Genomic DNA, 20018 nt, shown 5'->3' on the forward strand with positions numbered 1-20018 from the left:
AAAGCATTAAACCCTAGCATTTAGAATAATTTTTAAGAAACCGAATAGATGTCTTGAAAATAAAAAAACCATAAATGCAAAACGGCAAGATAGTGACAAGGTAGTCGCCGAGACTCAATATGTCCAGACCATAACCTATGTTTTGCCGTATTCTCGCGTTTCTGTGATGCATCGCACCATATTTCGTGAATGGATCGTATGAGGCGATTGATGGTAAGCCATGCACTTGATCATGAAGGATGACCGCACTTGAACCCGTCCGACTCGCTGCCTCCGGCGCAACAGCCCGATCTCGATCTGGCCCCCATCGGCAATTGCAACGCCACAGCCCTGATCGACCGGCGCGGGCGTTTCGTCTGGTCATGTTATCCGCGCATTGATGGCGAACCGGTCTTTTCGGCCCTGCTGGAACCGGCCTGCGGCGGTTCGGAAAAGGCCGGCTACTGGGCCATCGAAATGACCGAGCTTAAGGAGATCCGGCAGGCTTACATCCGCAATACCGCCGTTTTGCGCACCGAAATGGAGGACATCCACGGGGCGATGCTGGAGGTGTTCGACTTCGCGCCGCGTCTGTATAATCTCAACCGCACCTACCGCCCGTGGGCCTTTTTTCGCATCGTGCGCGCGCTGAAGGGTACGCCGCGCATCCGCATCCGCATGACGCCCACCGGCCATTATGGCCGCGAACCGGCGCGCGAAACCTTCGGCTCCAGCCATGTGCGCTATACCTGCGGCAACCACACCCTGCGGCTGACCACCAATGCGCCGCTCAGCTATCTTGGCGACGGGGATGCACCGCCCTTCCGGCTGGAGCAGCCGCTGGCCTTTCACCTCGGCCCCGACGAGCCCTATCCCAGCGATGTGCTGGCCGATGCCATGCACATGATGCACGCCACCACCCAATACTGGCAGGCCTGGGTGCGCACCCTCACCCTGCCGCTGGAATGGCAGGAGGCGGTGATCCGCGCCGCCATCACGCTGAAAATGTGCGTCTTTGAAGATACCGGCGCCATCGTGGCGGCCATGACCACCTCGATCCCCGAAGCGGCCAATACCGGGCGCAACTGGGATTACCGCTATTGCTGGATTCGTGACGCCTATTATGTGGTGCGCGCGCTCAATCGCATGGGCGCGGCGGACATGCTGGAATCGTATCTCGTTTACTTACGCAATCTCGTTGATATGGCGGCGGGGGGGCATGTTCAGCCGCTCTATTCGGTCGGGCTGGAATCAAACCTGCCTGAGCGTATCGCGCCCGACCTCAAAGGCTATCGCGGCATGGGGCCGGTGCGCGTCGGCAATCAGGCCTATGAACATCACCAGCACGATGTCTATGGCCAGATCATCCTGCCGCTCACCCAGTCCTTCTTCGATCAGCGCCTGTTGCGCCTCGGCACCGAAGCCGATTTCCGCGCCATGGAAAAGGTCGGCGAGCGCGCCTTTGCGGTCTATGACCAGCCCGATGCCGGTTTGTGGGAGTTCCGCACCCGCGCCAGTGTCCATACCTATTCGGCGCTTCTGTGCTGGGCGGCGTGCGACCGGCTGGCCAATGCCGCCGAACGCCTGCACCTGCCCGACAGCGAAGCCCTGTGGACCGAGCGCGCCGCCATTATCCGCAAGGCCATCGAAGACAAGGCGTGGAACGCCGAACTGGGCATTTTCGCCGGTTCCTTTGGCGGCAGCGAGGTCGATGCCAGCCTGTTACAACTGTTCGAGCTGGGCTTTTTGCCCGCCGATGATCCGCGCTGCGTCGCCACCTTCAAGGCGGTGGAGCGCCAGCTTCGCAAGGGCGACAACCTCTATCGCTACGCCGATCCTGACGATTTCGGTACGCCTGAGACGGCGTTCAACTTCTGCACCTTCTGGTATATCGAGGCGCTGTACATGCAGGGCGAGATCGACGAGGCGCGCCGCCTGTTCGAAGCCATACTGGCCAGGCGCACCTCATCGGGTCTGCTGTCGGAGGACGTGCAGGTCGAAACCGGCGAATTATGGGGCAATTTTCCCCAAACCTATTCTCTGGTCGGCCTGATCACCTGCGCCACCCTTTTGTCGAAACCGTGGACGACGATACGCTAGAGCAACGAGCGTTTAATTTGACTTACAAATTGAATGCGAGATGCGGAAAAACGTAAAATGTAGAGTGGGTTGCATTCCTTTGACCGATTCAATCAGAATGCAGACCGCTCTAGAGGATCAGCCCACCTCGTCGATGAAGATGCAGGCCAGGCTCTGGTCGAAATCGTGCAGGGTGTCGGCATATTCGAGTTGCGTCATGCGCTGGCCGGGCACGCCCATGCGATAGGCCCAGAAGGAGGCGATATGGGTGAGGATGCCGACGCGCTCGCCCAGTTCGAAAAACAGCTTCGGCCCTTCGAGCAGGAAGTGGCGAAAAGGCGCCGGATTCTGGCCCTCGATCAGGGCCAGATAGGCTTCGTCATAATGGAGCAGGCTCTGGCCGACATGATCGAGCGCGGTCAGGATGCGCTGTAACAGGCGCGGGCGCACCTCGTCGAGATAGGCCTGCAAGGCCTTATCGACCATGCCCGACGCCCGATATTTCATCAGATTGTCGATCAGCGCGCGCAACTGGTCACGCAGTTCGAGATTGCGCCATTTGAAATAGAGAAAGCCGCGCCACGAAAAAATGCCGTCGCTGAACTGGCTGGAACTGAGGCGCAGCGTGTCTTTCAGCGGCTCCAGTTCGTGATCGAGCCGGTCAGCCAGAATCTTGTCAGTGAAGCGCATGGCGGCATGGCTCTGGCCACCGGTAAAGGCGATATTGATCAGCCGTTCGATCTCGGCATTGGCAAAGGCGATCATGGCGGCGATGTCGCCATTGGAAATCTTCAGATAGCAGCCCGCCGGTGATATGCCCTGCCGCGCCAGAGTTTCACGCAGGATGAACGGATCAAGCGACGGCAGGCTGTCGAGCAGGCGCAGCACTTCGAGATCGCGCTGGCCCGACACCTCCATCACATCGACAAAGGCGCGCATCTGCTTATCAAAGCCTGTCTGATTGACGAACAGGGATTCGCCGCCAAGCCGCAGATCCTGGCTTTCGAACGGCAGGATGATCTTGGTGGCCGAACGCCGTGGTTTGCCGAACAGTCCCACCTCATCGGGCCTGAGGCTGTGCTTGATCAGGATCGCCTTGTTGAGCTTGGGATTGTGAAAAAACGGCTTCAGCGCATAGTCGGGATCACGCGCGCAATGAACATAGACATGGTTGAGATTGAGGATGCGGCTGGTCGAGGCCGTTTCCGAAATATTGGCCAGGTTGCGAAAATCGCGTGAACGGCGGGCGGCGCACATTCAGGCCTTACTCCGCCAGACAGGACAGGCTGTCCTCGAAATCCATCAGCACATCGGCATAGTCGTTCGGATCGAGCAGGCCGAAATAGTCGGTGCGGCTCATCCGATAGGCCCAGAACGAACTGATATGGCCGAGAATGGCCACGCTCTCGCCCAACTCATAAAACAGGCTTGGCCCATCGAGCAGGAACTGACGGAAAGGCCCCGGATCGCCGCGTTCCACCAGCGCCCCATAGGCGGTGTCATAGATGTTGAGCGTGCGGCCGATGCTGGTAATGGCGGCGACAATGCGCTTCACAAGACGCGGACGCACCTCAGTCAGATATTCGGCAATGGCGGCTTCAGGCTTGCCGCGCGGCTGATATTTGGCCAGCCCTTCGATGACCCCCCTCATCTCTTCTTGCAGTTCAAGATACCGCCATTTGAAATAGAGGAAGCCGCGCCACGAAAAAATACCGTCGGAAAAGGCTTCATCCGACAGGCGCAGCGTCATTTTGAGCGGCAAAAGTTCGCGGTCGAGTTCATTCGACAGGATCTTGCTGGCCAGCTTGACCGCCGCTCCGTTGACCGCCTCACCAAAGGCGACACGCACCAGTTTCTCAATCTCGCTATTGGCGAAACCGATCATCTTCTGCACATCGTGCGGCGAAATCTTGAGATAGCAGGGGGCGGGTTTGAAACCATTGCGGCCCAGAAGCTCGCGCACCAGAAACGGATCGAGCGACGGGATCGAATCGAGCAGGCGCAGAATCTGGATGTCGCTGTCGCTGTTGATGTCATCAATGCCTAAAAAGGCGCGGCAGAAGGCGTCAAAGCCGACCTGTCCGACAAAGACCGAACTGGCCCCCAGTTTGAGATCGCCGGGATCAAAGGGCAGCACCACCTTGGTGGCCGTGCGACGCGGACGGGCAAACGCATCCTGCTCATTGGCGCGCAGGGTATGTTTGATGATGATGGCGCGATTGAGCCGGGTGTCGCGGAAGAACGGCTTGGCCAGATAGGCCTTGTCATTGGCCGAGGACAGATAGATCTGCTAGATCTGCGACAGGTTAAGCACGCGCGAGGTCGAGGCCGTGTCGCCCAGATTGGCCAGGCTGCGCACATCGCGGCCTTGTTTGGCGGTCTGGCCGGTGACCGGACGGGAACTGCTATTCAGCGATGGTGAGGCTGGACGCATAGTAAAAAGCTCAAGAGATGGATTGGGCGGCAGGGCTTTACGCGACTGGGTGCCGCTCAGACATTCGGGAGCGCGCCGATCAGTCTTGTTGCTTTTCAGGGTGAAGCCTCACCACCCCGAACGCACAACTTAACCTGTCATTATTTATGAAACTAAACCGTAAATAATATGTCACCATTTACCGGGCCACAGTGTTGGTTTGCAAAAAAAACCATCATAGGGCCACGAAAAGAATTTGGCGGCCCGCCCTTGACTCAACCGTGGGCCGGGACTACCTCAAGCGCGCTGTTAGCACTCGATGAAACCGAGTGCTAACACCCTCAATTGCAACTCAACCGGAGAGAATCCCATGAGCTTTCGCCCGTTAGGCGACCGTGTTCTGGTCAAGCGCGTCGAAGAAGAAGCCAAGACCAAGGGCGGCATCATCATCCCCGATACCGCCAAGGAAAAGCCACAGGAAGGCGAAGTTGTCGCCGTTGGCCCCGGCAATCGTAACGACAAGGGCGAGCAGGTTGCGCTCGACGTCAAGGCCGGTGATCGCGTCCTGTTCGGTAAGTGGGGCGGCACCGAAGTCAAGATCGACGGCGAAGACCTGCTGATCCTGAAAGAATCCGACGTTCTGGGCGTGCTGACCAAGTAAGGTCGCGCCACATCCTCAAATTTCCGCAACCATAAAGGAATACATATCATGGCTGCCAAACAAGTTCTGTTCGGTTCCGACGCGCGCGAAAAAATGCTGCGCGGCGTCAACATCCTCGCCAATGCTGTCAAAGTGACCCTGGGCCCCAAGGGCCGCAATGTCGTGCTCGAAAAGTCGTTCGGCGCGCCGCGCTCCACCAAGGACGGCGTGTCCGTCGCCAAGGAAATCGAACTGGAAGATAAGTTCGAAAACATGGGCGCGCAAATGATCCGCGAAGTCGCCTCCAAGACCAATGACAAGGCCGGTGACGGCACCACCACCGCCACGGTTCTGGCTCAGGCCATCGTGCAGGAAGGCCTCAAGGCCGTGGCCGCCGGTATGAACCCGATGGATCTGAAGCGCGGCATCGACAAGGCGGTCAGCGTCGTGGTCGAGCAGATCAAGAGCGCCTCGAAGAAGGTCACCACCAACGGCGAAATCGCTCAGGTCGGCACCATCTCGGCCAATGGCGATGTCGAAGTCGGCGAAATGATTGCCAAGGCCATGGAAAAGGTCGGCAATGAAGGCGTCATCACGGTTGAAGAAGCCAAGACCGCCGAAACCGAGCTGGATGTCGTTGAAGGTATGCAGTTCGACCGCGGCTATCTGTCGCCCTACTTCATCACCAACCCCGACAAGATGGAAGCGGTTCTCGAAGACCCGTACATCCTGGTGTTCGACAAGAAGATCTCCAGCCTGCAACCCATGCTGCCGATCCTCGAAGCCGTTGTGCAATCGGGCCGTCCGCTTTTGATCATCGCCGAAGACGTTGAAGGCGAAGCGCTGGCCACCCTCGTCGTCAACCGCCTGCGTGGCGGCCTGCGCGTTGCCGCCGTCAAGGCACCGGGCTTTGGCGACCGCCGCAAGGCCATGCTGGAAGACATCGCCGTCCTCACCAAGGGCGAAGTGATCTCCGAAGACCTCGGCATCAAGCTGGAAACCGTGTCGCTCGACATGCTGGGCCGCGCCAAGAAGGTCACCATCACCAAGGAAAACACCACCATCGTGGATGGTTCCGGTGAAAAGGCCGACATCGAAGCCCGTGTCGCCCAGATCAAGAAGCAGATCGAAGAAACCACCTCGGATTACGACAAGGAAAAGCTGCAAGAACGTCTGGCCAAGCTGGCTGGCGGCGTTGCCGTGATCCGCGTCGGCGGCTCCACCGAAGTGGAAGTCAAGGAAAAGAAGGACCGCGTTGACGACGCGCTCAACGCCACGCGCGCGGCCGTTGAAGAAGGCATCGTTCCGGGCGGCGGCACGGCCCTGCTGAAGGCTTCGCTGGCGCTGAAGGGCCTGGAAGGCATCAATGCCGACCAGACCGCCGGTATCGCCATCGTGCGCAAGGCCATTCAGGCTCCCTTACGTCAAATCGCTGAAAATGCCGGTGTCGAAGGCTCGGTGGTTGTCAATGCCATTCTGGCCAATGACTCAGCCACCTACGGCTTCAACGCCCAGACCGAAAAGTACGTCGATCTGGTGGCCGATGGCGTCATCGACCCGGCCAAGGTCGTGCGCACGGCGCTGCAAGACGCAGCTTCGGTGGCGGGCATCCTGATCACCACGGAAGCTGCTGTGGCCGAAGCCCCCAAGAAGGACGCTCCGCAAGCTGGCGGCGGCGCTGGCATGGGCGGCGGCATGGGCGGCATGGGCGGTATGGATTTCTAGTCCTCAACGGGAAAGTCCCTCGGCTTCGCCTCGGTGTACTTTCCCATTGGCCCCATATCGTGAGACGTTTTTCGGGCCAAGCCCTGTAAAACGTCTCACATGTTACATGGAAAGAGCGGGTCGCAAGACCCGCTCTTTTTTATATCAGGAGGGAAAGACTATCCCTTCGTAACCCTTTTGATCCAGTGTACAGTCTACCAGTTCTAAAAACTTTCCTTTAGTAAGGCCGACCTGCTTAGCCATTTGACCCAGTAGAGAGTCTCCAATGGTTTTATAGCTGGAACCATGACTCATTTTGGTGCGCTTTGTAGTTTTCTTACCTTCAAGGTTTGTATAAATATAATAATGATGGTCTCTATCATCTTTATAAAAGCCTTTACGCAAAAGCGCTGCTTCAATATCCGCGCGCTCTCTAGTCATGAACCTACCTTGAAATAGGAGTTTAAGGAAGCTTTCAATGCAATTGCATCCGGCGCAAGCTCATCATCTGACGCGCACGCATAGTTACGCCAAAGAACATCTAATTCTTCTAAAATAGCTGAACGTATATGGCCATAGCTTTCGCTAAACACGTCGACACCTAACAATGGATTTTGATACAAAAAAAGCCGAGTTTCATGATCAAAGGCAACTAAAATTGCCATAGACCTTGAAGCAAAAACTTTATGTTTTCCCGATTGAAATTCAGATATTGGCTCTAAGCTGGGCTCAACTTCCACTACTGAGCTAAGTTCACGAAAACCCGTGATATCTCCAGCGTTATTAAAATTGGGATAGCCAACAAGTTTTAGACGCTTTCTAACATTGGCTTGAAGCATAGGTTCTAATGGAAGCGGGTAATCCATACGAACAGCCCTACTCTGAGCAGGCTTCAATATTAAAATAGTTTGCCCATAGTTTATTGTTTGAACTTTGCCAACGACCTCCTCCGATCCGGAATCTGGAACTGGCCCAGATCGAATATGGCTTATAATCTTTCGAGCACGGTCGGCTTTAAAGGTAAAAGGCCCTCTACTTCCAGCTCGGACAGTCACATCTAGTCCACTGTCCTCGTCAGGAATTAGCCCACTCGCAGCATTTGCCAAAAACCATCGTTCTCGGGGATCAGGCAATACTTGTGCGACGAGCTCGCCGTCACCGCTATCAAACGCTTTAAGCGCTGCTAAAAGTTTAGTACGAGCCGAAAAAGCAGCGGGAGAAAAATGACCTGATTGAGAAGCAATGTTGAATGGTTGTAAATGGCTGCCAAATTTAGGAGCTTTACAAATTAATGAGTACTCTCGCTTCACCTTTGCGGTAGCCTTCAACCGCTGCCCAAGTCCTCTACCTTCAGCTCGCATACCAATTATCAACAGCATGCGTTGAAGAGCAGTTAGAGAGTTAATCACAGCGTCAGCAGGGGCGCCCCTAAGGCGCTTTACTGGATCACCATCAAACTTTAGCTGGATGTCGTCAGGTTCCCCGTTCATCGTAATTTTTTGATCTCTTGTCATTTCATCTGCACTTTGAATCAGCCCGACTTTCCACGCAAGAGAATAAATTGACCATCGGTGAAAACAGACCGCTCACTCGTAAGGATTGTGTTAATGATATTAAGAAAGTCAATCATCCGGGGATTTCGTTTATGGCACATCAAATGTGAAAATATTCACGCCCGCTTACTATGGTTCTCCACATATTCCCGCAGGGCGCGGTTGATGCGCGTCTGATAGCCGTCACCGGCATCCTTGAACCGGGCCACCACGTCGGCATCGAGGCGCAGCGATAACGGCTGCTTGACCGGTCTGTACAGCATCCCTCGGCGCGCGCCTTTCTTATACCTCCCCAGCTTGCTGGGGAGGGGGACCATAAGCGCAGCGAACGAAGTTCCGCGCAGCGAATGGTGGTGGGGTTTCTGGCTTTCTTCCCTATGGCAGGAGCCGTTTTCGGAAATATCGGCCAGAACCTGCTGATCGATTCCGACCTTTTAAGCAAGAAACCCCACCACCACGCCGCAAGGGCGGCGCGGTCCCCCTCCCCATCGAAGATGGGGAGGTATAAATAGTATGGATACCCCCTTCCTTATACCTCCCCGACTTGTCGGGGTTTGACGCCGAAAAACGATCCAGTGAATCGTTTTTCAAGTCATGGGACCATGAGCGAAGCGAACGAAGTTCCGCGCAGCGAATGGTGGTGGGGTTTCTGGCTTTCTGCCTTATGGCAGGAGCCGTTTGCGGGAATGCCGGTCAAGGCCTGCTGATCAATCCAGACATATTTAAGCAAGACACCCCACCACCACGCCGCAAGAGCGGCGCGGTCCCCCTCCCCACCATAGGTGGGGAGGTATAAGAAGCGTTGAATCTCTTACTTGCGCTGCGTCGCCAGTTCCGCCGCCAGCAACCGTATGCCATCCGCCGCGCCCTCAGGATCACGATAGACCTCTGGTGCGGGCAGGCGATAAACCTGCAAGCCATTTGCCCTCAGATAAGCCTCACGCACGGCGTCCTTTTGCGCCTGTTCCGGTGCGCTATGCACTGCGCCATCGACCTCAATCACCAGTCGCGCGCGGAAGCAGTAAAAGTCGAGAATATAGGGGCCGAAAGCGTGCTGGCGTTTGAAGATGAGGCCATCATCAAGACGCAGCTTCAGCCTTTCCCAGAGCAGCCATTCCGGGCCGGTCAGGGTTTTGCGCATCTGACGGGCGAGCGCGATTTTTCGCTTCGGTGTTGCGGTCATGGCCTGAAAGTAAGACACCCCACCACCAACGCGCAAGAGCGCGTCGGTCCCGCTCTCCATCAAAGATGGGGAGGTATAGACGGTAACGGTTTCTGATAAAGATGCAATTAGCCCCTTCACGCAGCGCGGCCCCGCCCGTATAGATTTAGGCCCTTCTGAAAAGAGGTTGTGCCGCATGACCACCGCCACCCAGGCCGAAAAACTGACCAATATGGCCACGCAGGTGATCCACAGCGCGGCGCAGGATTATTACGTCTTCATCATCGTGTTCCTGCTGGCCTCGGCGCTGATCGTGCCGCTGGCCCAGCGCTTCAAGGTGTCGAGCGTACTGGGCTTTTTGCTGGTCGGCGTGCTGATGGGGCCCGATGCCCTGGGCCGCCTCAGTCACTTTCTGCCGGGGCTCGACGCCTTTTCGATGATCCGCACCCACGCCGTGCATCGTTTCGCCGAGCTGGGCGTGGTGTTCCTGCTGTTTTCCATCGGGTTAGAGCTGACCTTTGAGCGCTTAAAATCGATGCGGCGGCTGGTGTTCGGGCTGGGGGCTTTGCAACTGGTGCTGTCAACGGCTGTGCTGGCCGTGGTGTTTTTCATGATGGGCCGCAGTCTGGTGGGGGCCATCCTGCTCGGCATGGCGCTGGCGCTGTCGTCCACCGCCGTCGTCATCCCCGTGCTGGCCGACCGCAAGGCGCTGGCCACCGCCTCCGGGCGCAGCGTCTTTGCCGTCCTGCTGGCGCAGGATCTGAGCGTGGCGCCGATCATGGTCACCGTGGTGATCCTGACCGGCGCGTCCGATAACGGCCAGGTGGGGGTGCAGGGTCTGCTGGCGCTGATTCCGGCCCTGATCGGCATGGGCCTGCTGGTGGGCGGCGGGCGCTGGCTGTTGCGGCCCCTGTTCAAATCGGTGGCGCGCACCAAAAGCCGCGAACTGTTCATGGCCGCCTGTTTGCTGGTGATCCTGCTGGCCGGACAGGTGGCGGTGATGACCGGCCTGCCGATGGGGCTGGGCGCCTTCGTGGCGGGGGTGCTGCTGGCCGAAACCGAATATCGCCGCGAGATCGAGGTGATGATCGATCCGTTCAAGGGCCTGCTGCTCGGCCTGTTTTTCGTCACTGTGGGGGCCCGGCTCGATTTCGGCGCGGTCATGGCCCGCCCGGAACTGGTGCTGGGGCTGGCGGCGGGGCTGATCGTGCTCAAGGCACTGGTCGTATTCCCGCTGGCCAAACTGTTCGGCCTGACGACGCGCAGCGCTATTGAGACAGCGGCGGTGCTGGGGCCCGCAGGCGAATTCGCCTATGTCATCATTGATGAAGCCATTGGCCGCCACGTCATCCCGGCCAGCTTCGGCCAGGCCATCATCCTGTCGGCCACCTTGTCTTTGTTTTGCGTGCCGGTGCTGGCCGGGCTGGCGTCGCGCCTCACCGCCCGCATGGCAGGCCCGCGCGAAGCCGCGCCCAGTGAGGCGCCCGACGTGGTCAGCGCCGATGCGCGCGTGCTGGTGATCGGTTTTGGCCGCGTCGGCGAACTGGTGACCGACATGCTGCGCGCCCACGACATCCCCTTCACCGTCATCGATTTCAACCCCAAGGTCACACGGCGGGCGCGGATGCGCGGCGTCGAGGCCTGGTATGGCAATGCCGCCATGCCGGAATTTCTGATGCGCGTCGGGCTGGAACGCGCCCGCGCCGTGGTGGTGACCGTATCGAACGCGGCCTTCACCGAGGATGTGGTGCGCACCGTGCGCGGTTTGCGCGACGACGTGCATATTATCGCCCGCGCCCGCGATGCCGGTCATGCCTATCAGCTCTACCGGCTGGGGGCCACCGACGCCGTGCCCGAAACCATCGAGGCCTCGCTGCAACTGGCCGAAAACACGCTGATCGATCTGGGCGTGCCGATGGGACTGGTTCTGGCCAGCGTCCACGAACAGCGCGATGTCTTCCGCCGCCAGTTCGGCGTGCGCGGCGGTCAGGCGGCCAGTTTGCATGGTCACCCGCTGAAGGGTGAGGCGTGAACGATTAAGGCTTGCCAAGCGCGCGTGGTTTTTCTACCCCTAGAGCGGTCTGCATTCTGATTGAATCGGTCAAAGGAATGCAACCCGCTCTACATTTTACGTCTTTCCGCATCTCGCATTCAATTTGTAAGTCAAATTAAACGCTCGTTGCTCTAGGCCAAGCAGATCAGGAGTACAGCGTGACGCAACCGACCAATAATCGACGCGGTGTTCTGGCCACGGGACTGGCCGCAGGTCTGGCCCTGGTGGCCGCCTCCGTCGCCGCCTGTTCGAAAAAGGCCGCGCCGCCGCCCGCGCCGCCTCCACCACCACCGCCACCTCCGCCGCCCCCTCCACCGCCGGAAACCGTCACGGTCAGTTTGATGACCGATAAGGGCGAGATTGTGATCAGGCTGGAAAACAAGAAGGCGCCGATCACCACCGGCAATTTCCTGAAATATGTCGATTCCGGCAAGCTGAACGGGGCCGACTTCTGGCGCGCCGCCGATTCCGGCCCGTCGGGCTTTATTCAGGGCACGGCGCTTGGCCCCACCTTCCCGCCCATCGCCCATGAACCGACCAGCCAGACCGGTCTGTCGCACACCAATGGCGCGATCTCGATGTCACGCTTCGCGCCGGGCACGGCTACGGCCGATTTCGTCATCTGTGTCGGCGACAATACCTATATGGATGCAGGCCGCTCCGGCTCGACGGACAAGCTGGGTTATGCCGCCTTCGGCCACGTCATCAAGGGCATGGATGTGGTGAAAAGCATATTGCACGGCAAGATCGATCCGAAAACCCCGCCGCAGGGCGGCTGGGCCGGTCAGATGCTGCTGCATCCGGTCAAGATCATCTCGGCCAGGCGCGTGTCCGAGACGCCGGATACGGGCGCGACATCGGCGTCGGCATAAATAAATTACTTCATAAGAAAATAGGCCACTTTAGCAGTTTCTATTATTCAGACTTGCCCCACCATACAATATATACTGAAAATTGCTTGTCTAGCTTGTCTTTCAACGTTCCGCCATCACTACGGTAGGTTCTGCCTCTGGCTTTCTTTTCTGCATGGTATTTGTTACATAGAATATTTTCCGGATCGTTGAGAAGCATGGTAGATCTTTGCAAATACTCTTCTAAATCCAGAGCAGTTTTGTGATTTAATTTATCAGATAAAACGACAAGGTGTTCAAATCCGTGCCTTCGATATTGATCAGCTTTTGTGCCGCAAGGAAGAGATGTCCATCCGATTAGATATTGATCTACGGATTTGCTTGAAATAATAGATTCAATGGTGTTGAGGCATATTTGTGCGCGATTTTTAATTTGTGACATTAAACTCTCCATTCGCAGAATACTTAAACGCTAATTTAACTAAACTTGACACCACCTACTTCTCGCTATCGTGCGCTTCCAGACGGGTGCGTAACGAATCGATCTCGGCGAAGAAGCGCTTGCGCACCTCGCTGGCGAACGGATTATCGCGCTCAATCGACAGGAACAGCTCGTCGGAATCGCCCTGCACCAGGCCTACGCCCTGCATCATCAGGTCGTAGGAGCGCGTAGTATGGACGGTGGGCAAAGGTTCCAGCCCGCTCAACACCTTGGCGATCAGGTGGGTTAAGCCCTGCACGGCGGCCAGGGCGCGGTCGTGCTCCTCCGGCGTGGCCAGCGACACCTTGAGATCGAGCGTCTTCTCGAAAAAGCGAATAATGCTGGCCAGATGGCGCACGCGCACCGGACAGACGACGATTTCGAGATCGTGGATGCCCTTGCGCGCCGATTGCGGCCCGAAAAGCGGATGGGTACACAGGATGGAGGCGTCCGCCGGCATGGCGTCGAGCAGCCAGCGCGCCGGCTTCATCTTGACCGAACCGACATCAATGATCAGGGCGCGCGGCGCAACATGCGGCGCAATCGCTTCGGCCAGCGCCTTTAAGGTGCGGATCGGCGTGGCCAGCACCACGTAAGGACAGGCCGCCGCCTCTTCGAGGCTGACGAGTGTCACATTATGGCGGCTGGCGAATTTGCGCGCTTCCGGCGACGGATCATGGGCGTAGATGTCGAAATAGGGCGACAGGTGCCGGACGATCAGGCGACCGAAGGCACCTAAACCGAACAGGCCCAGTCTGTGGACTTTTTTGAACACGCTCTGTCATTTCCGTCAGCAAAATCAAAGCCCGCCCGTACCACGAATTAGGCGTGGTGGCGAGGCGCAAATACCGCCCGGCCCTGACCGACCCTATCTACCACCAGCCGGAATGCTTTTTCTTGCCCTTGTCGTCGCGCCTCTTGTCGTCATGGCTCTTATCAGCGGCGGCCAGTTCCAGCGCCACCTGCGCCGGTGTCTTGGCCAGTTCGTCAGGTGTGATGAAGCCATCGTGATTGCGATCCAGAATAGCAAAACGCTGATGGGTGGCGGTCAGCCATTCCTCGGCAGAAACGCGGAAGTCGAAATCGGCGTCGGCGGCACGGATCGGCTGCGGCTCGTCAATCAGGCTGTATTGCGAAGCGCCCAGGATCTGCTTGACATACTTGCCGCCATTGGGGCTGTCGTCCTGGCTGGTGTCCATGTCGGGATCATAGTCGTGATGCAGCACCTTCGGCTGCTGGATACGCGGATCGACGTGCTGGATTTCCGGTGCGATGATGCTTTCATAGCGGCTGTTTTCCGGGCTGGAAATATAGCCGTCATGATTGACATCCAGTTCGGCGAAGAAGTTCTGCGCGTCGGTGACGAATTCATCTTGACTGATCTTGCCGTCATGATTGGTATCGGCGGCATTGAACCATTCCATCACCGGATAGGGCTTGCCCGCGCTTGCGCGAAACGGCTGGCCGGAGGGCGAAAAGAACACATTCAGGTTCATGACATCGAGATAGGCCTGCGCGGTGGCCGGCAGGGCGGTGAAGGCGGGCACGGCGGTCAGGCCCAGCAGGGCGACGGAAAACGAAATCGACGAAAAGCGCATAGGCGGATCTTTCGGACAGGGAAGGGCCATCATGGAATTGCGCGCAACTTAGCGGTGGCGGGCCGGATCGGCAAGAGGCTTGACAGGCAGGAAATTCTTGCCCGGTCAATATTTCCCTGAGTAAATTTTGCTTGCTTTTATGTAATCATGGATATATTGATCTAACATTCATTCCAAAACATAGATTTAATTTTGTTATTTTGGTTGCATTGCTGAAATATTTATTAAGTTAACACACTATTAACTTGAATTATTTTCCATGCTATTGCCCGCGAACAGATTTCGGGTTCCAGCAAGGAGAGTCTCATGCAAATCAGCAGTTCGGCGAGCCCCAGCCTCAGCCAGTTGCTGGCGCAGGTGCAGTCAAGTCTGAGCGCGACATCGGGCAGTTCAGACAGTTCGGCGGCATCTTCCGCGACCACGACCGCGACCACGGCCACCACCGCTTCCACCTTCAGCGAAAACCCCGACTATTTCATCAGCGCCCTGTCTTCGAAAATCCTCGAGGGCCTGACGGCGATGCAGTCGCAAGCCTCCACATCGGCTTCATCGACCTTGAGCAGTATCGGTGGCGGCCATCATCACGGCCATCACCATATGCATATGCCATCTGGTAGTGACGGCACATCCAGCCTCAGCGCCAGCCCCGCCTCGCTGGCCGATACACTTTTCGCCAGCATGGACACCAATGGCGACGGCTCGGTTTCGGCGGCTGAAAAAACCAGCTTCGATCAGCAGATGGCCGCCGGTGGAACCACCAGTGGCATGGGCGGCGTCCAGGGTGCATCATCGACGCAGGACACCTCCTTGCTGGATGCCCTGTCTTCGAGCAGCACGTCAGGCAGCGGCAGCACAGCTTCCGGCGCGTCAGACAGCCTGGCCAGCCTGATGCAGCAATTCATCCAGGCCGTGCAAAGCTATTCCAGCACAGCCGCTTCCGGGATGACCGCCGCTTCGATGATCACCTCCATCGACGCCTGATTTATGACAGGCGGTGGGCGGACAGGATGGTGACCGGTCTGGCCAGGATTTCGTCAGGCCAGTCACCGGGCGCGGGCTTGGCTTTCGAACGCGGCGCGTGCAGGATTTGCTTCACCACCGCCATGCCCGACACCACATGGCCGAAGGCGGCATAGCCCTGATGATCGGGCGTGGCATTGCCGCCGGCATCGAGATAGGTCATGTCGCCGACACAGATGGTAAATTCGTTCGACGCCGTGCCGACGGCATAGCGCGCGGTCGAGACTGTGCCGTCGGTATGCGACAAATGGGTCTGGCTGGTCGGCTCGTGCGGGATCGGCGGAAAAGTGCGGTCGCCGCTGTTGAACTGGATGAAACCGGCCTGGCCCGCGGACACGGCGCGATAAAAACTGCCGCCATCAAGCTTGTGGCGGTCAACATAGTGCAGGAAATTGGCCGTGGTGATCGGCGCATCCTTGCCGTCCAGTTCGAGCACGATCGGCCCGTCCGAGGTATCGATCTCCACGCGCACGCGGTCGGGCGGCACATCAAGGCCGATGGCCAGCCGCTTCGGCGGCGGTGCGGGCGGCGGCGGCGCTTTTGACGCCGGTTTCGAACAGGCGGCCAGCAACAAAACGAGCCCCGCCAAGGCCCAAAACCGCCGGTTCATCACGCCCCCTGCTGGCAGGCGGCGCGGATCAGCCAGTCGATCTCGCTTTCCAACTGGCTCAGCGGTACGGCGATCAGGCGTTCTTCCAGCCCCAGACTGATCACGCCATGCACGGCGGCAAACAGGGTGCGCGCCCGCACGCTGAGGGCCTCGGCGGGCAGATCCGGCATGAGAACGGCCAGAGGCTCGGCAATATGGCGAAACAGCCGTAGCTGATCCTCATTGGCCCATTCCGGCACCACTGAGCGCACATGGGTTTCAAACAGCATCCGCCATAGCCGCAGATTTTCACGCGCAAAAACGAGATAGGTTCGGGCCACCTGACCCAGCCTTTGCAGGGCTTGCGCGGGCGTGGTCATCGGCAGGTGATCGCTGGCCTCAGCCGCCGCCGCGCCAAGGCGCGACAGGGTACGCGAATTGACCCGCAGCATCAGATCGTCCATGTCGGCGACGATGTTGTAAAGCCCGCCCAATGCAATGCCGAGATCGGCGGCCAGATCGCGCGCCTTCAGGCTGGCCACGCCCTCGGCGCAGATGCGCGTTTCAGCGGCGCTAATCAGGGCTTCCAGTTGCGCCTGACGGCGGTCGGTCGTGCTTTGGCTGGGGGGCTTGACCATCATATCCTCAAAATAATTTTGAACAGAGTTCACTTTTGTATTGAACGGCGTTCAATTATGCGCTACATCGTAATTGTGAACAGCGTTCATACCATCGTTCGCCTCGATTATGAAGCGCTGATTTCACACTCAGGCGTCGCATGGCTTCTCGCTTAAGCTCGGGCGGCCAGTCGGCCATCGGGGGGCGCGGGGGTGAAAAGGGGCGAAGGCGGCGCAATCCGTTTTCGCCCCGGCTCCCTTGCCACCCAATTTGCAAAGGATAACCACCGTGAAGGGTTTTATCTATACACTGGTCAGCGCTCTGGCCCTGACCGGCTGCCTGTTCGCCGTTGCCGGTTTTGCGCAAAATCCCGCCAGCCTGAACAGCGCCGCCGTCGGCAATGACCTGCCCGCCTTTTTGCATTATCACCCCACCGATGGCGCCAGCACAGGCGGCAAGGTGCGCGCAGCCATGAGGCTTGATCATGTCCAGCCCCGATAAGCGCGTGCGCATCAAAAGCCGCTGGCTGGTGGCAGCAGGCGCTTTCCTGCTGCTGGCCACATTGACCAGCGTTCTCGGCGTGGTTCTGTTCGCGCCCGCGCCATCAGGCGAAGCGCCGCTGGCCCTGCCCGATCTGCTGCATGGCGGCACGGGTACGGGCATTGCCGCCCTGCTGATCATCGCTCTGGCGCTCAAACTGGCGGGCATCCTGATCGCAGCCACCCGCACATGGCAGAAGCGCAAACAGTAACCGTCGCTTCTACCAGATGCGCACGCGCTTATCGGGTGCCACATAATAGGCGTCACCCGGTTGGACATCAAAGGCCTTATACCAGGCATCGACATTGCGCGTGGCCCCGTCGGCGCGGAAATGGGTCGGCGAATGGACATCGGCGGCCACCAGATATTTCATATAGTCGGGCTGGTATTTCGACTGCCATATCTGGGCAAAGCCAAGATAGAAGCGCTGGTCGCCGGAGAAGCCGTCGATTTCAGGTGGGGTCTGCCCCTTCAGCGCGATATGGTAGGCATCGTAAGACACCAGCAATCCGCCGAGATCGGCGATATTCTCGCCCATCGTCTGGTCGCCCTTGACGTGAACGCCCGGCACCGGCTCATACTGATCGAACTGCGCAGCCAGCGCCTTGGTCTGGGCCTCGAACTTCGCCGAATCTTCCGGCGTCCACCAATCGACCAGAGCACCGTTACCGTCATAGTGACGGCCCTCATCATCGAAGCCGTGGGTGATTTCATGGCCGATCACCGCGCCAATGCCGCCATAATTGACCGCCATATCGGCCTTCGGATCGAAGAAGGGCGGTTGCAATATGGCCGCCGGGAAGATGACCTCGTTGCGCGTCGGTGAATATTCGGCATTGACCGTTTGGGGGTACATGCCCCAGTCATCCGGGTCGATCGGGCCGTCAATCTGCGAGACGCGGTGCGCCCATTCAAAGGCCGAGGAGCGCTCGATATTGCCATAGAGATCGTCCGGCTTGATCACAAGCGCGCTGTAATCGCGCCAGTGATCGGGATAGCCGATGCGTACGCCGAATTTCGACAGTTTTTCCAGCGCCTTTTCCTTGGTGGCCGGGGTCATCCAGGTGACGTTTTGCAGGCGAATCTTCATGGCCGCCAAGAGGTCATTGACCAGCGCCACCATCGTCGCCTTGGACTGCGGCGGGAAATATTGCGCGGCATAGGCCTTGCCCAGCACTTCGGGCATATTGTCATCGACCGTGCCGACGGCGCGCTTCCATAGGGGGCGCTGTTCCTTGACGCCATACAGATCCTGCGAACGGAAGGCGAAGCGGCGGTTATAGAAGCGATCCGACAGATAGGCCGAGGCCTGATCAACCGTATGGAAGGCTTCCCAGGCTTTCAGCGTATCGAGCGGCGTGGCGGCGAAGATGGCGGCGATCTTCGGGAAGGCCGTGTTTTCGGCCACGATCACCTTTTGCGCACGGGCGACACCCGCCCCCTTGAAGAAGGCGTCCCAGCCAAAACCGGGCGCATAGGTATTGAGATCGTTCAAAGCCATCGGATTATAGGTCTTGGTGTCATCGCGGCGCTGATCCAGCGTCCAGCTCACCTTGGCAATCTGCGTTTCGAAATCGACGATCTGATGCGCCGATGCCGCCGGATCAGGATAGCCGCTCATGGTCAGCATGTCGGTAATATAGACCTCATAGGCCTTCAGCTTATCGGCATAGGTGGCCGTGAGGTAATAGTCACGATTGGGCAGGCCCAGGCCCGCCTGACCGATTTGCAGGGCATAGAATCCGGGGCGCTTGGCGTCGTCATAGACCGACAGGCCGAACAGGGCCGAGCCGAAGCGTCCGGCGGTCGAGCCCATATAGGCGGCCATCTGCGTCTTGTCGGTGATCGCCGCTATGGCATGGAGTTCCGGCTGCAAAGGTTTGGCGTCGAGCTGATTTCTCAGATCGGTATTCATGGCGCTGCGATACAGGTCAGCGATTTTCAGGTCTTCGCCGCTCAGATCGCTGCGCGCCGCCAGGCCGGTGACCAGCAGCTTTTCGCGCAGTTCCGACAGATCGGCCAGCTTGTTGAAGCTGCCATAGCCGGGCTGATCGCCGGGGATCACCATCGCTTTGAGCGCCTTGCCATTGGCATAGAGGTAGAAGTCATTGCCCGGCCTTATCGAAGTATCCATGCCTCCGACGTTAAAGCCCCACGGCCCATAGGACTTGCCAAGCTCGGCCATCTGAGCGGCGTCCGTGCCGCCGTCCGGGCCACCGGCGGTCAGATCGGCCATCAGGCTGTGCGCGGCATAGGGCTGGGGCACGTCATGCGACACCACCTCAGCCTGAACCGGCAGGCCTGCCATCAGCGGCAGGGTGAGCATAACCGAGCTTAAAAGCGTGTTGCGGAGACTGCGCATGGAATATCCTTTTGTGATCGGACAATATCTGAGGATGATGAGCCGGTAGGTGCCAAGCGTATCATGACGGTATTTAGAGACGGGCCAGCAAAATACGCAACGGTTGCGCTACAAAATAACAGGCTGATGTCGTTTTTTTTGCGGCCACCTGTGATTTGACACCGGTGTAGAAATTATCAGACAAATGGCCGGATCAGAGCATAAAAAAACCCGCTGGAGATGATCTCATCCAGCGGGTTTTTGATTTTATTTTAAGTGAGCGTTTCCTCCCCGAAACGCCGGGAACTGACTTCCTCTTAACCGGGGAAGTTCCGTTCTCTTGGAGCCGTAAAAACAGCTTTTCGGCGCGGGTGTCAACTCATTTTCCATCACTGCG

At 58.2% G+C, this 20018-nt stretch carries 21 protein-coding genes; 8 read left to right on the forward strand and 13 right to left on the reverse strand.

Annotated features, from left to right (window positions below):
• Positions 1–249 precede the first annotated feature (249 nt).
• Positions 250–2079: a glycoside hydrolase family 15 protein gene (locus tag QB905_RS08180; protein WP_282974261.1), complete on the forward strand. Its 1830-nt coding sequence runs from the start codon at positions 250–252 to the stop codon at positions 2077–2079.
• A 117-nt stretch (positions 2080–2196) separates the two neighbouring features.
• Here the strand turns inward: QB905_RS08180 and QB905_RS08185 are convergent, their stop codons facing one another.
• The 3 genes from QB905_RS08185 to QB905_RS08195 form a co-directional block, all read right to left on the reverse strand.
• The gene (locus QB905_RS08185) at positions 2197–3315 is read right to left on the reverse strand and encodes a hypothetical protein (RefSeq protein WP_282974263.1); all 1119 of its coding nucleotides are present in this window, start codon (positions 3313–3315) and stop codon (positions 2197–2199) included.
• Between the two features lie 7 nt (positions 3316–3322).
• Positions 3323–4198, reverse strand: coding sequence for a hypothetical protein (locus QB905_RS08190; protein WP_282974265.1), 876 nt, complete (start codon positions 4196–4198; stop codon positions 3323–3325).
• A 150-nt stretch (positions 4199–4348) separates the two neighbouring features.
• Entirely contained in the window at positions 4349–4492 is a 144-nt protein-coding gene (locus QB905_RS08195) for a hypothetical protein (protein WP_282974267.1), read from the reverse strand.
• 349 nt (positions 4493–4841) lie between these two features.
• Between QB905_RS08195 and groES the strand changes: the two genes are divergently transcribed.
• Both groES and groL read left to right on the forward strand, forming a co-directional pair.
• Complete coding sequence (groES, locus tag QB905_RS08200) at positions 4842–5132, forward strand: co-chaperone GroES (protein WP_282974269.1); 291 nt, start codon at positions 4842–4844, stop codon at positions 5130–5132.
• A 48-nt stretch (positions 5133–5180) separates the two neighbouring features.
• Positions 5181–6836 carry a chaperonin GroEL gene (gene groL / locus QB905_RS08205; protein ID WP_282974270.1) on the forward strand — a complete coding sequence of 552 codons (1656 nt, stop codon included), beginning with the start codon at positions 5181–5183 and terminating at the stop codon, positions 6834–6836.
• Positions 6837–6980: 144 nt separating this feature from the next.
• Here groL and QB905_RS08210 read toward each other — a convergent pair whose 3' ends face one another.
• The 4 genes from QB905_RS08210 to QB905_RS08225 all read right to left on the reverse strand — a co-directional run bounded on the left by QB905_RS08210 (position 6981) and on the right by QB905_RS08225 (position 9551).
• The gene (locus tag QB905_RS08210) at positions 6981–7256 is read right to left on the reverse strand and encodes a hypothetical protein (protein WP_282974271.1); all 276 of its coding nucleotides are present in this window, start codon (positions 7254–7256) and stop codon (positions 6981–6983) included.
• Positions 7253–8329 carry a hypothetical protein gene (locus QB905_RS08215; RefSeq protein ID WP_282974272.1) on the reverse strand — a complete coding sequence of 359 codons (1077 nt, stop codon included), beginning with the start codon at positions 8327–8329 and terminating at the stop codon, positions 7253–7255. Before QB905_RS08215 ends, QB905_RS08210 begins: the two co-directional genes overlap by 4 nt.
• Positions 8330–8484: 155 nt before the next feature.
• Positions 8485–8685, reverse strand: coding sequence for a BrnA antitoxin family protein (locus QB905_RS08220; protein ID WP_282974274.1), 201 nt, complete (start codon positions 8683–8685; stop codon positions 8485–8487).
• Positions 8686–9179: 494 nt separating this feature from the next.
• A complete protein-coding gene (locus QB905_RS08225; RefSeq protein ID WP_282974275.1) occupies positions 9180–9551 on the reverse strand; it encodes an endonuclease domain-containing protein in 372 nt (123 codons plus the stop codon).
• A 175-nt stretch (positions 9552–9726) separates the two neighbouring features.
• Here QB905_RS08225 and QB905_RS08230 point away from each other — a divergent pair, with 175 nt between their 5' ends.
• Both QB905_RS08230 and QB905_RS08235 read left to right on the forward strand, forming a co-directional pair.
• Positions 9727–11562 carry a cation:proton antiporter domain-containing protein gene (locus tag QB905_RS08230; protein ID WP_282974277.1) on the forward strand — a complete coding sequence of 612 codons (1836 nt, stop codon included), beginning with the start codon at positions 9727–9729 and terminating at the stop codon, positions 11560–11562.
• A gap of 179 nt (positions 11563–11741) precedes the next feature.
• Complete coding sequence (locus QB905_RS08235; RefSeq protein ID WP_282974279.1) at positions 11742–12455, forward strand: peptidylprolyl isomerase; 714 nt, start codon at positions 11742–11744, stop codon at positions 12453–12455.
• A gap of 43 nt (positions 12456–12498) precedes the next feature.
• On the opposite strand, the gene QB905_RS08240 is transcribed toward QB905_RS08235, so the two are convergent.
• The 3 genes from QB905_RS08240 to QB905_RS08250 all read right to left on the reverse strand — a co-directional run bounded on the left by QB905_RS08240 (position 12499) and on the right by QB905_RS08250 (position 14513).
• A complete protein-coding gene (locus QB905_RS08240) occupies positions 12499–12876 on the reverse strand; it encodes a hypothetical protein (RefSeq protein ID WP_282974281.1) in 378 nt (125 codons plus the stop codon).
• A gap of 55 nt (positions 12877–12931) precedes the next feature.
• Complete coding sequence (locus QB905_RS08245) at positions 12932–13690, reverse strand: prephenate dehydrogenase/arogenate dehydrogenase family protein (protein WP_282974282.1); 759 nt, start codon at positions 13688–13690, stop codon at positions 12932–12934.
• A 97-nt stretch (positions 13691–13787) separates the two neighbouring features.
• The gene (locus QB905_RS08250) at positions 13788–14513 is read right to left on the reverse strand and encodes an EF-hand domain-containing protein (RefSeq protein WP_282974283.1); all 726 of its coding nucleotides are present in this window, start codon (positions 14511–14513) and stop codon (positions 13788–13790) included.
• A gap of 306 nt (positions 14514–14819) precedes the next feature.
• Between QB905_RS08250 and QB905_RS08255 the strand changes: the two genes are divergently transcribed.
• Positions 14820–15494: a hypothetical protein gene (locus QB905_RS08255; protein ID WP_282974285.1), complete on the forward strand. Its 675-nt coding sequence runs from the start codon at positions 14820–14822 to the stop codon at positions 15492–15494.
• A 1-nt stretch (position 15495) separates the two neighbouring features.
• Here the strand turns inward: QB905_RS08255 and QB905_RS08260 are convergent, their stop codons facing one another.
• On the reverse strand, positions 15496–16143 hold the full coding sequence (locus QB905_RS08260) for a peptidylprolyl isomerase (protein WP_282974286.1): 648 nt from the start codon (positions 16141–16143) through the stop codon (positions 15496–15498).
• Entirely contained in the window at positions 16143–16760 is a 618-nt protein-coding gene (locus tag QB905_RS08265; RefSeq protein ID WP_282974287.1) for a TetR/AcrR family transcriptional regulator, read from the reverse strand. Before QB905_RS08265 ends, QB905_RS08260 begins: the two co-directional genes overlap by 1 nt.
• Before the next feature lie 268 nt (positions 16761–17028).
• Here QB905_RS08265 and QB905_RS08270 point away from each other — a divergent pair, with 268 nt between their 5' ends.
• The gene (locus QB905_RS08270; protein ID WP_282974289.1) at positions 17029–17241 is read left to right on the forward strand and encodes a hypothetical protein; all 213 of its coding nucleotides are present in this window, start codon (positions 17029–17031) and stop codon (positions 17239–17241) included.
• Entirely contained in the window at positions 17225–17491 is a 267-nt protein-coding gene (locus tag QB905_RS08275) for a hypothetical protein (protein ID WP_282974290.1), read from the forward strand. Before QB905_RS08270 ends, QB905_RS08275 begins: the two co-directional genes overlap by 17 nt.
• 9 nt (positions 17492–17500) lie before the next feature.
• On the opposite strand, the gene QB905_RS08280 is transcribed toward QB905_RS08275, so the two are convergent.
• Complete coding sequence (locus QB905_RS08280) at positions 17501–19642, reverse strand: M13 family metallopeptidase (RefSeq protein ID WP_282974292.1); 2142 nt, start codon at positions 19640–19642, stop codon at positions 17501–17503.
• Positions 19643–20018 lie beyond the last annotated feature (376 nt).

The sequence above is a fragment of the Asticcacaulis sp. EMRT-3 genome (genome assembly GCF_030027245.1).
In the GTDB taxonomy this organism is placed as follows: domain Bacteria; phylum Pseudomonadota; class Alphaproteobacteria; order Caulobacterales; family Caulobacteraceae; genus Asticcacaulis.

Bases quoted from the DNA above. Each gene is read 5' to 3' on its own strand.
- QB905_RS08185 (WP_282974263.1), bottom strand. From the start codon at position 3,315: ATGTGCGCCGCCCGCCGTTCACGCGATTTTCGCAACCTGGCCAATATT.
- QB905_RS08195 (WP_282974267.1), bottom strand. From the start codon at position 4,492: ATGCGTCCAGCCTCACCATCGCTGAATAGCAGTTCCCGTCCGGTCACC.
- groES (WP_282974269.1), top strand. From the start codon at position 4,842: ATGAGCTTTCGCCCGTTAGGCGACCGTGTTCTGGTCAAGCGCGTCGAA.
- groL (WP_282974270.1), top strand. From the start codon at position 5,181: ATGGCTGCCAAACAAGTTCTGTTCGGTTCCGACGCGCGCGAAAAAATG.
- QB905_RS08210 (WP_282974271.1), bottom strand. From the start codon at position 7,256: ATGACTAGAGAGCGCGCGGATATTGAAGCAGCGCTTTTGCGTAAAGGC.
- QB905_RS08215 (WP_282974272.1), bottom strand. From the start codon at position 8,329: ATGACAAGAGATCAAAAAATTACGATGAACGGGGAACCTGACGACATC.
- QB905_RS08220 (WP_282974274.1), bottom strand. From the start codon at position 8,685: ATGGTCCCCCTCCCCAGCAAGCTGGGGAGGTATAAGAAAGGCGCGCGC.
- QB905_RS08225 (WP_282974275.1), bottom strand. From the start codon at position 9,551: ATGACCGCAACACCGAAGCGAAAAATCGCGCTCGCCCGTCAGATGCGC.
- QB905_RS08230 (WP_282974277.1), top strand. From the start codon at position 9,727: ATGACCACCGCCACCCAGGCCGAAAAACTGACCAATATGGCCACGCAG.
- QB905_RS08240 (WP_282974281.1), bottom strand. From the start codon at position 12,876: ATGTCACAAATTAAAAATCGCGCACAAATATGCCTCAACACCATTGAA.
- QB905_RS08250 (WP_282974283.1), bottom strand. From the start codon at position 14,513: ATGCGCTTTTCGTCGATTTCGTTTTCCGTCGCCCTGCTGGGCCTGACC.
- QB905_RS08255 (WP_282974285.1), top strand. From the start codon at position 14,820: ATGCAAATCAGCAGTTCGGCGAGCCCCAGCCTCAGCCAGTTGCTGGCG.
- QB905_RS08260 (WP_282974286.1), bottom strand. From the start codon at position 16,143: ATGAACCGGCGGTTTTGGGCCTTGGCGGGGCTCGTTTTGTTGCTGGCC.
- QB905_RS08265 (WP_282974287.1), bottom strand. From the start codon at position 16,760: ATGGTCAAGCCCCCCAGCCAAAGCACGACCGACCGCCGTCAGGCGCAA.
- QB905_RS08275 (WP_282974290.1), top strand. From the start codon at position 17,225: ATGTCCAGCCCCGATAAGCGCGTGCGCATCAAAAGCCGCTGGCTGGTG.
- QB905_RS08280 (WP_282974292.1), bottom strand. From the start codon at position 19,642: ATGCGCAGTCTCCGCAACACGCTTTTAAGCTCGGTTATGCTCACCCTG.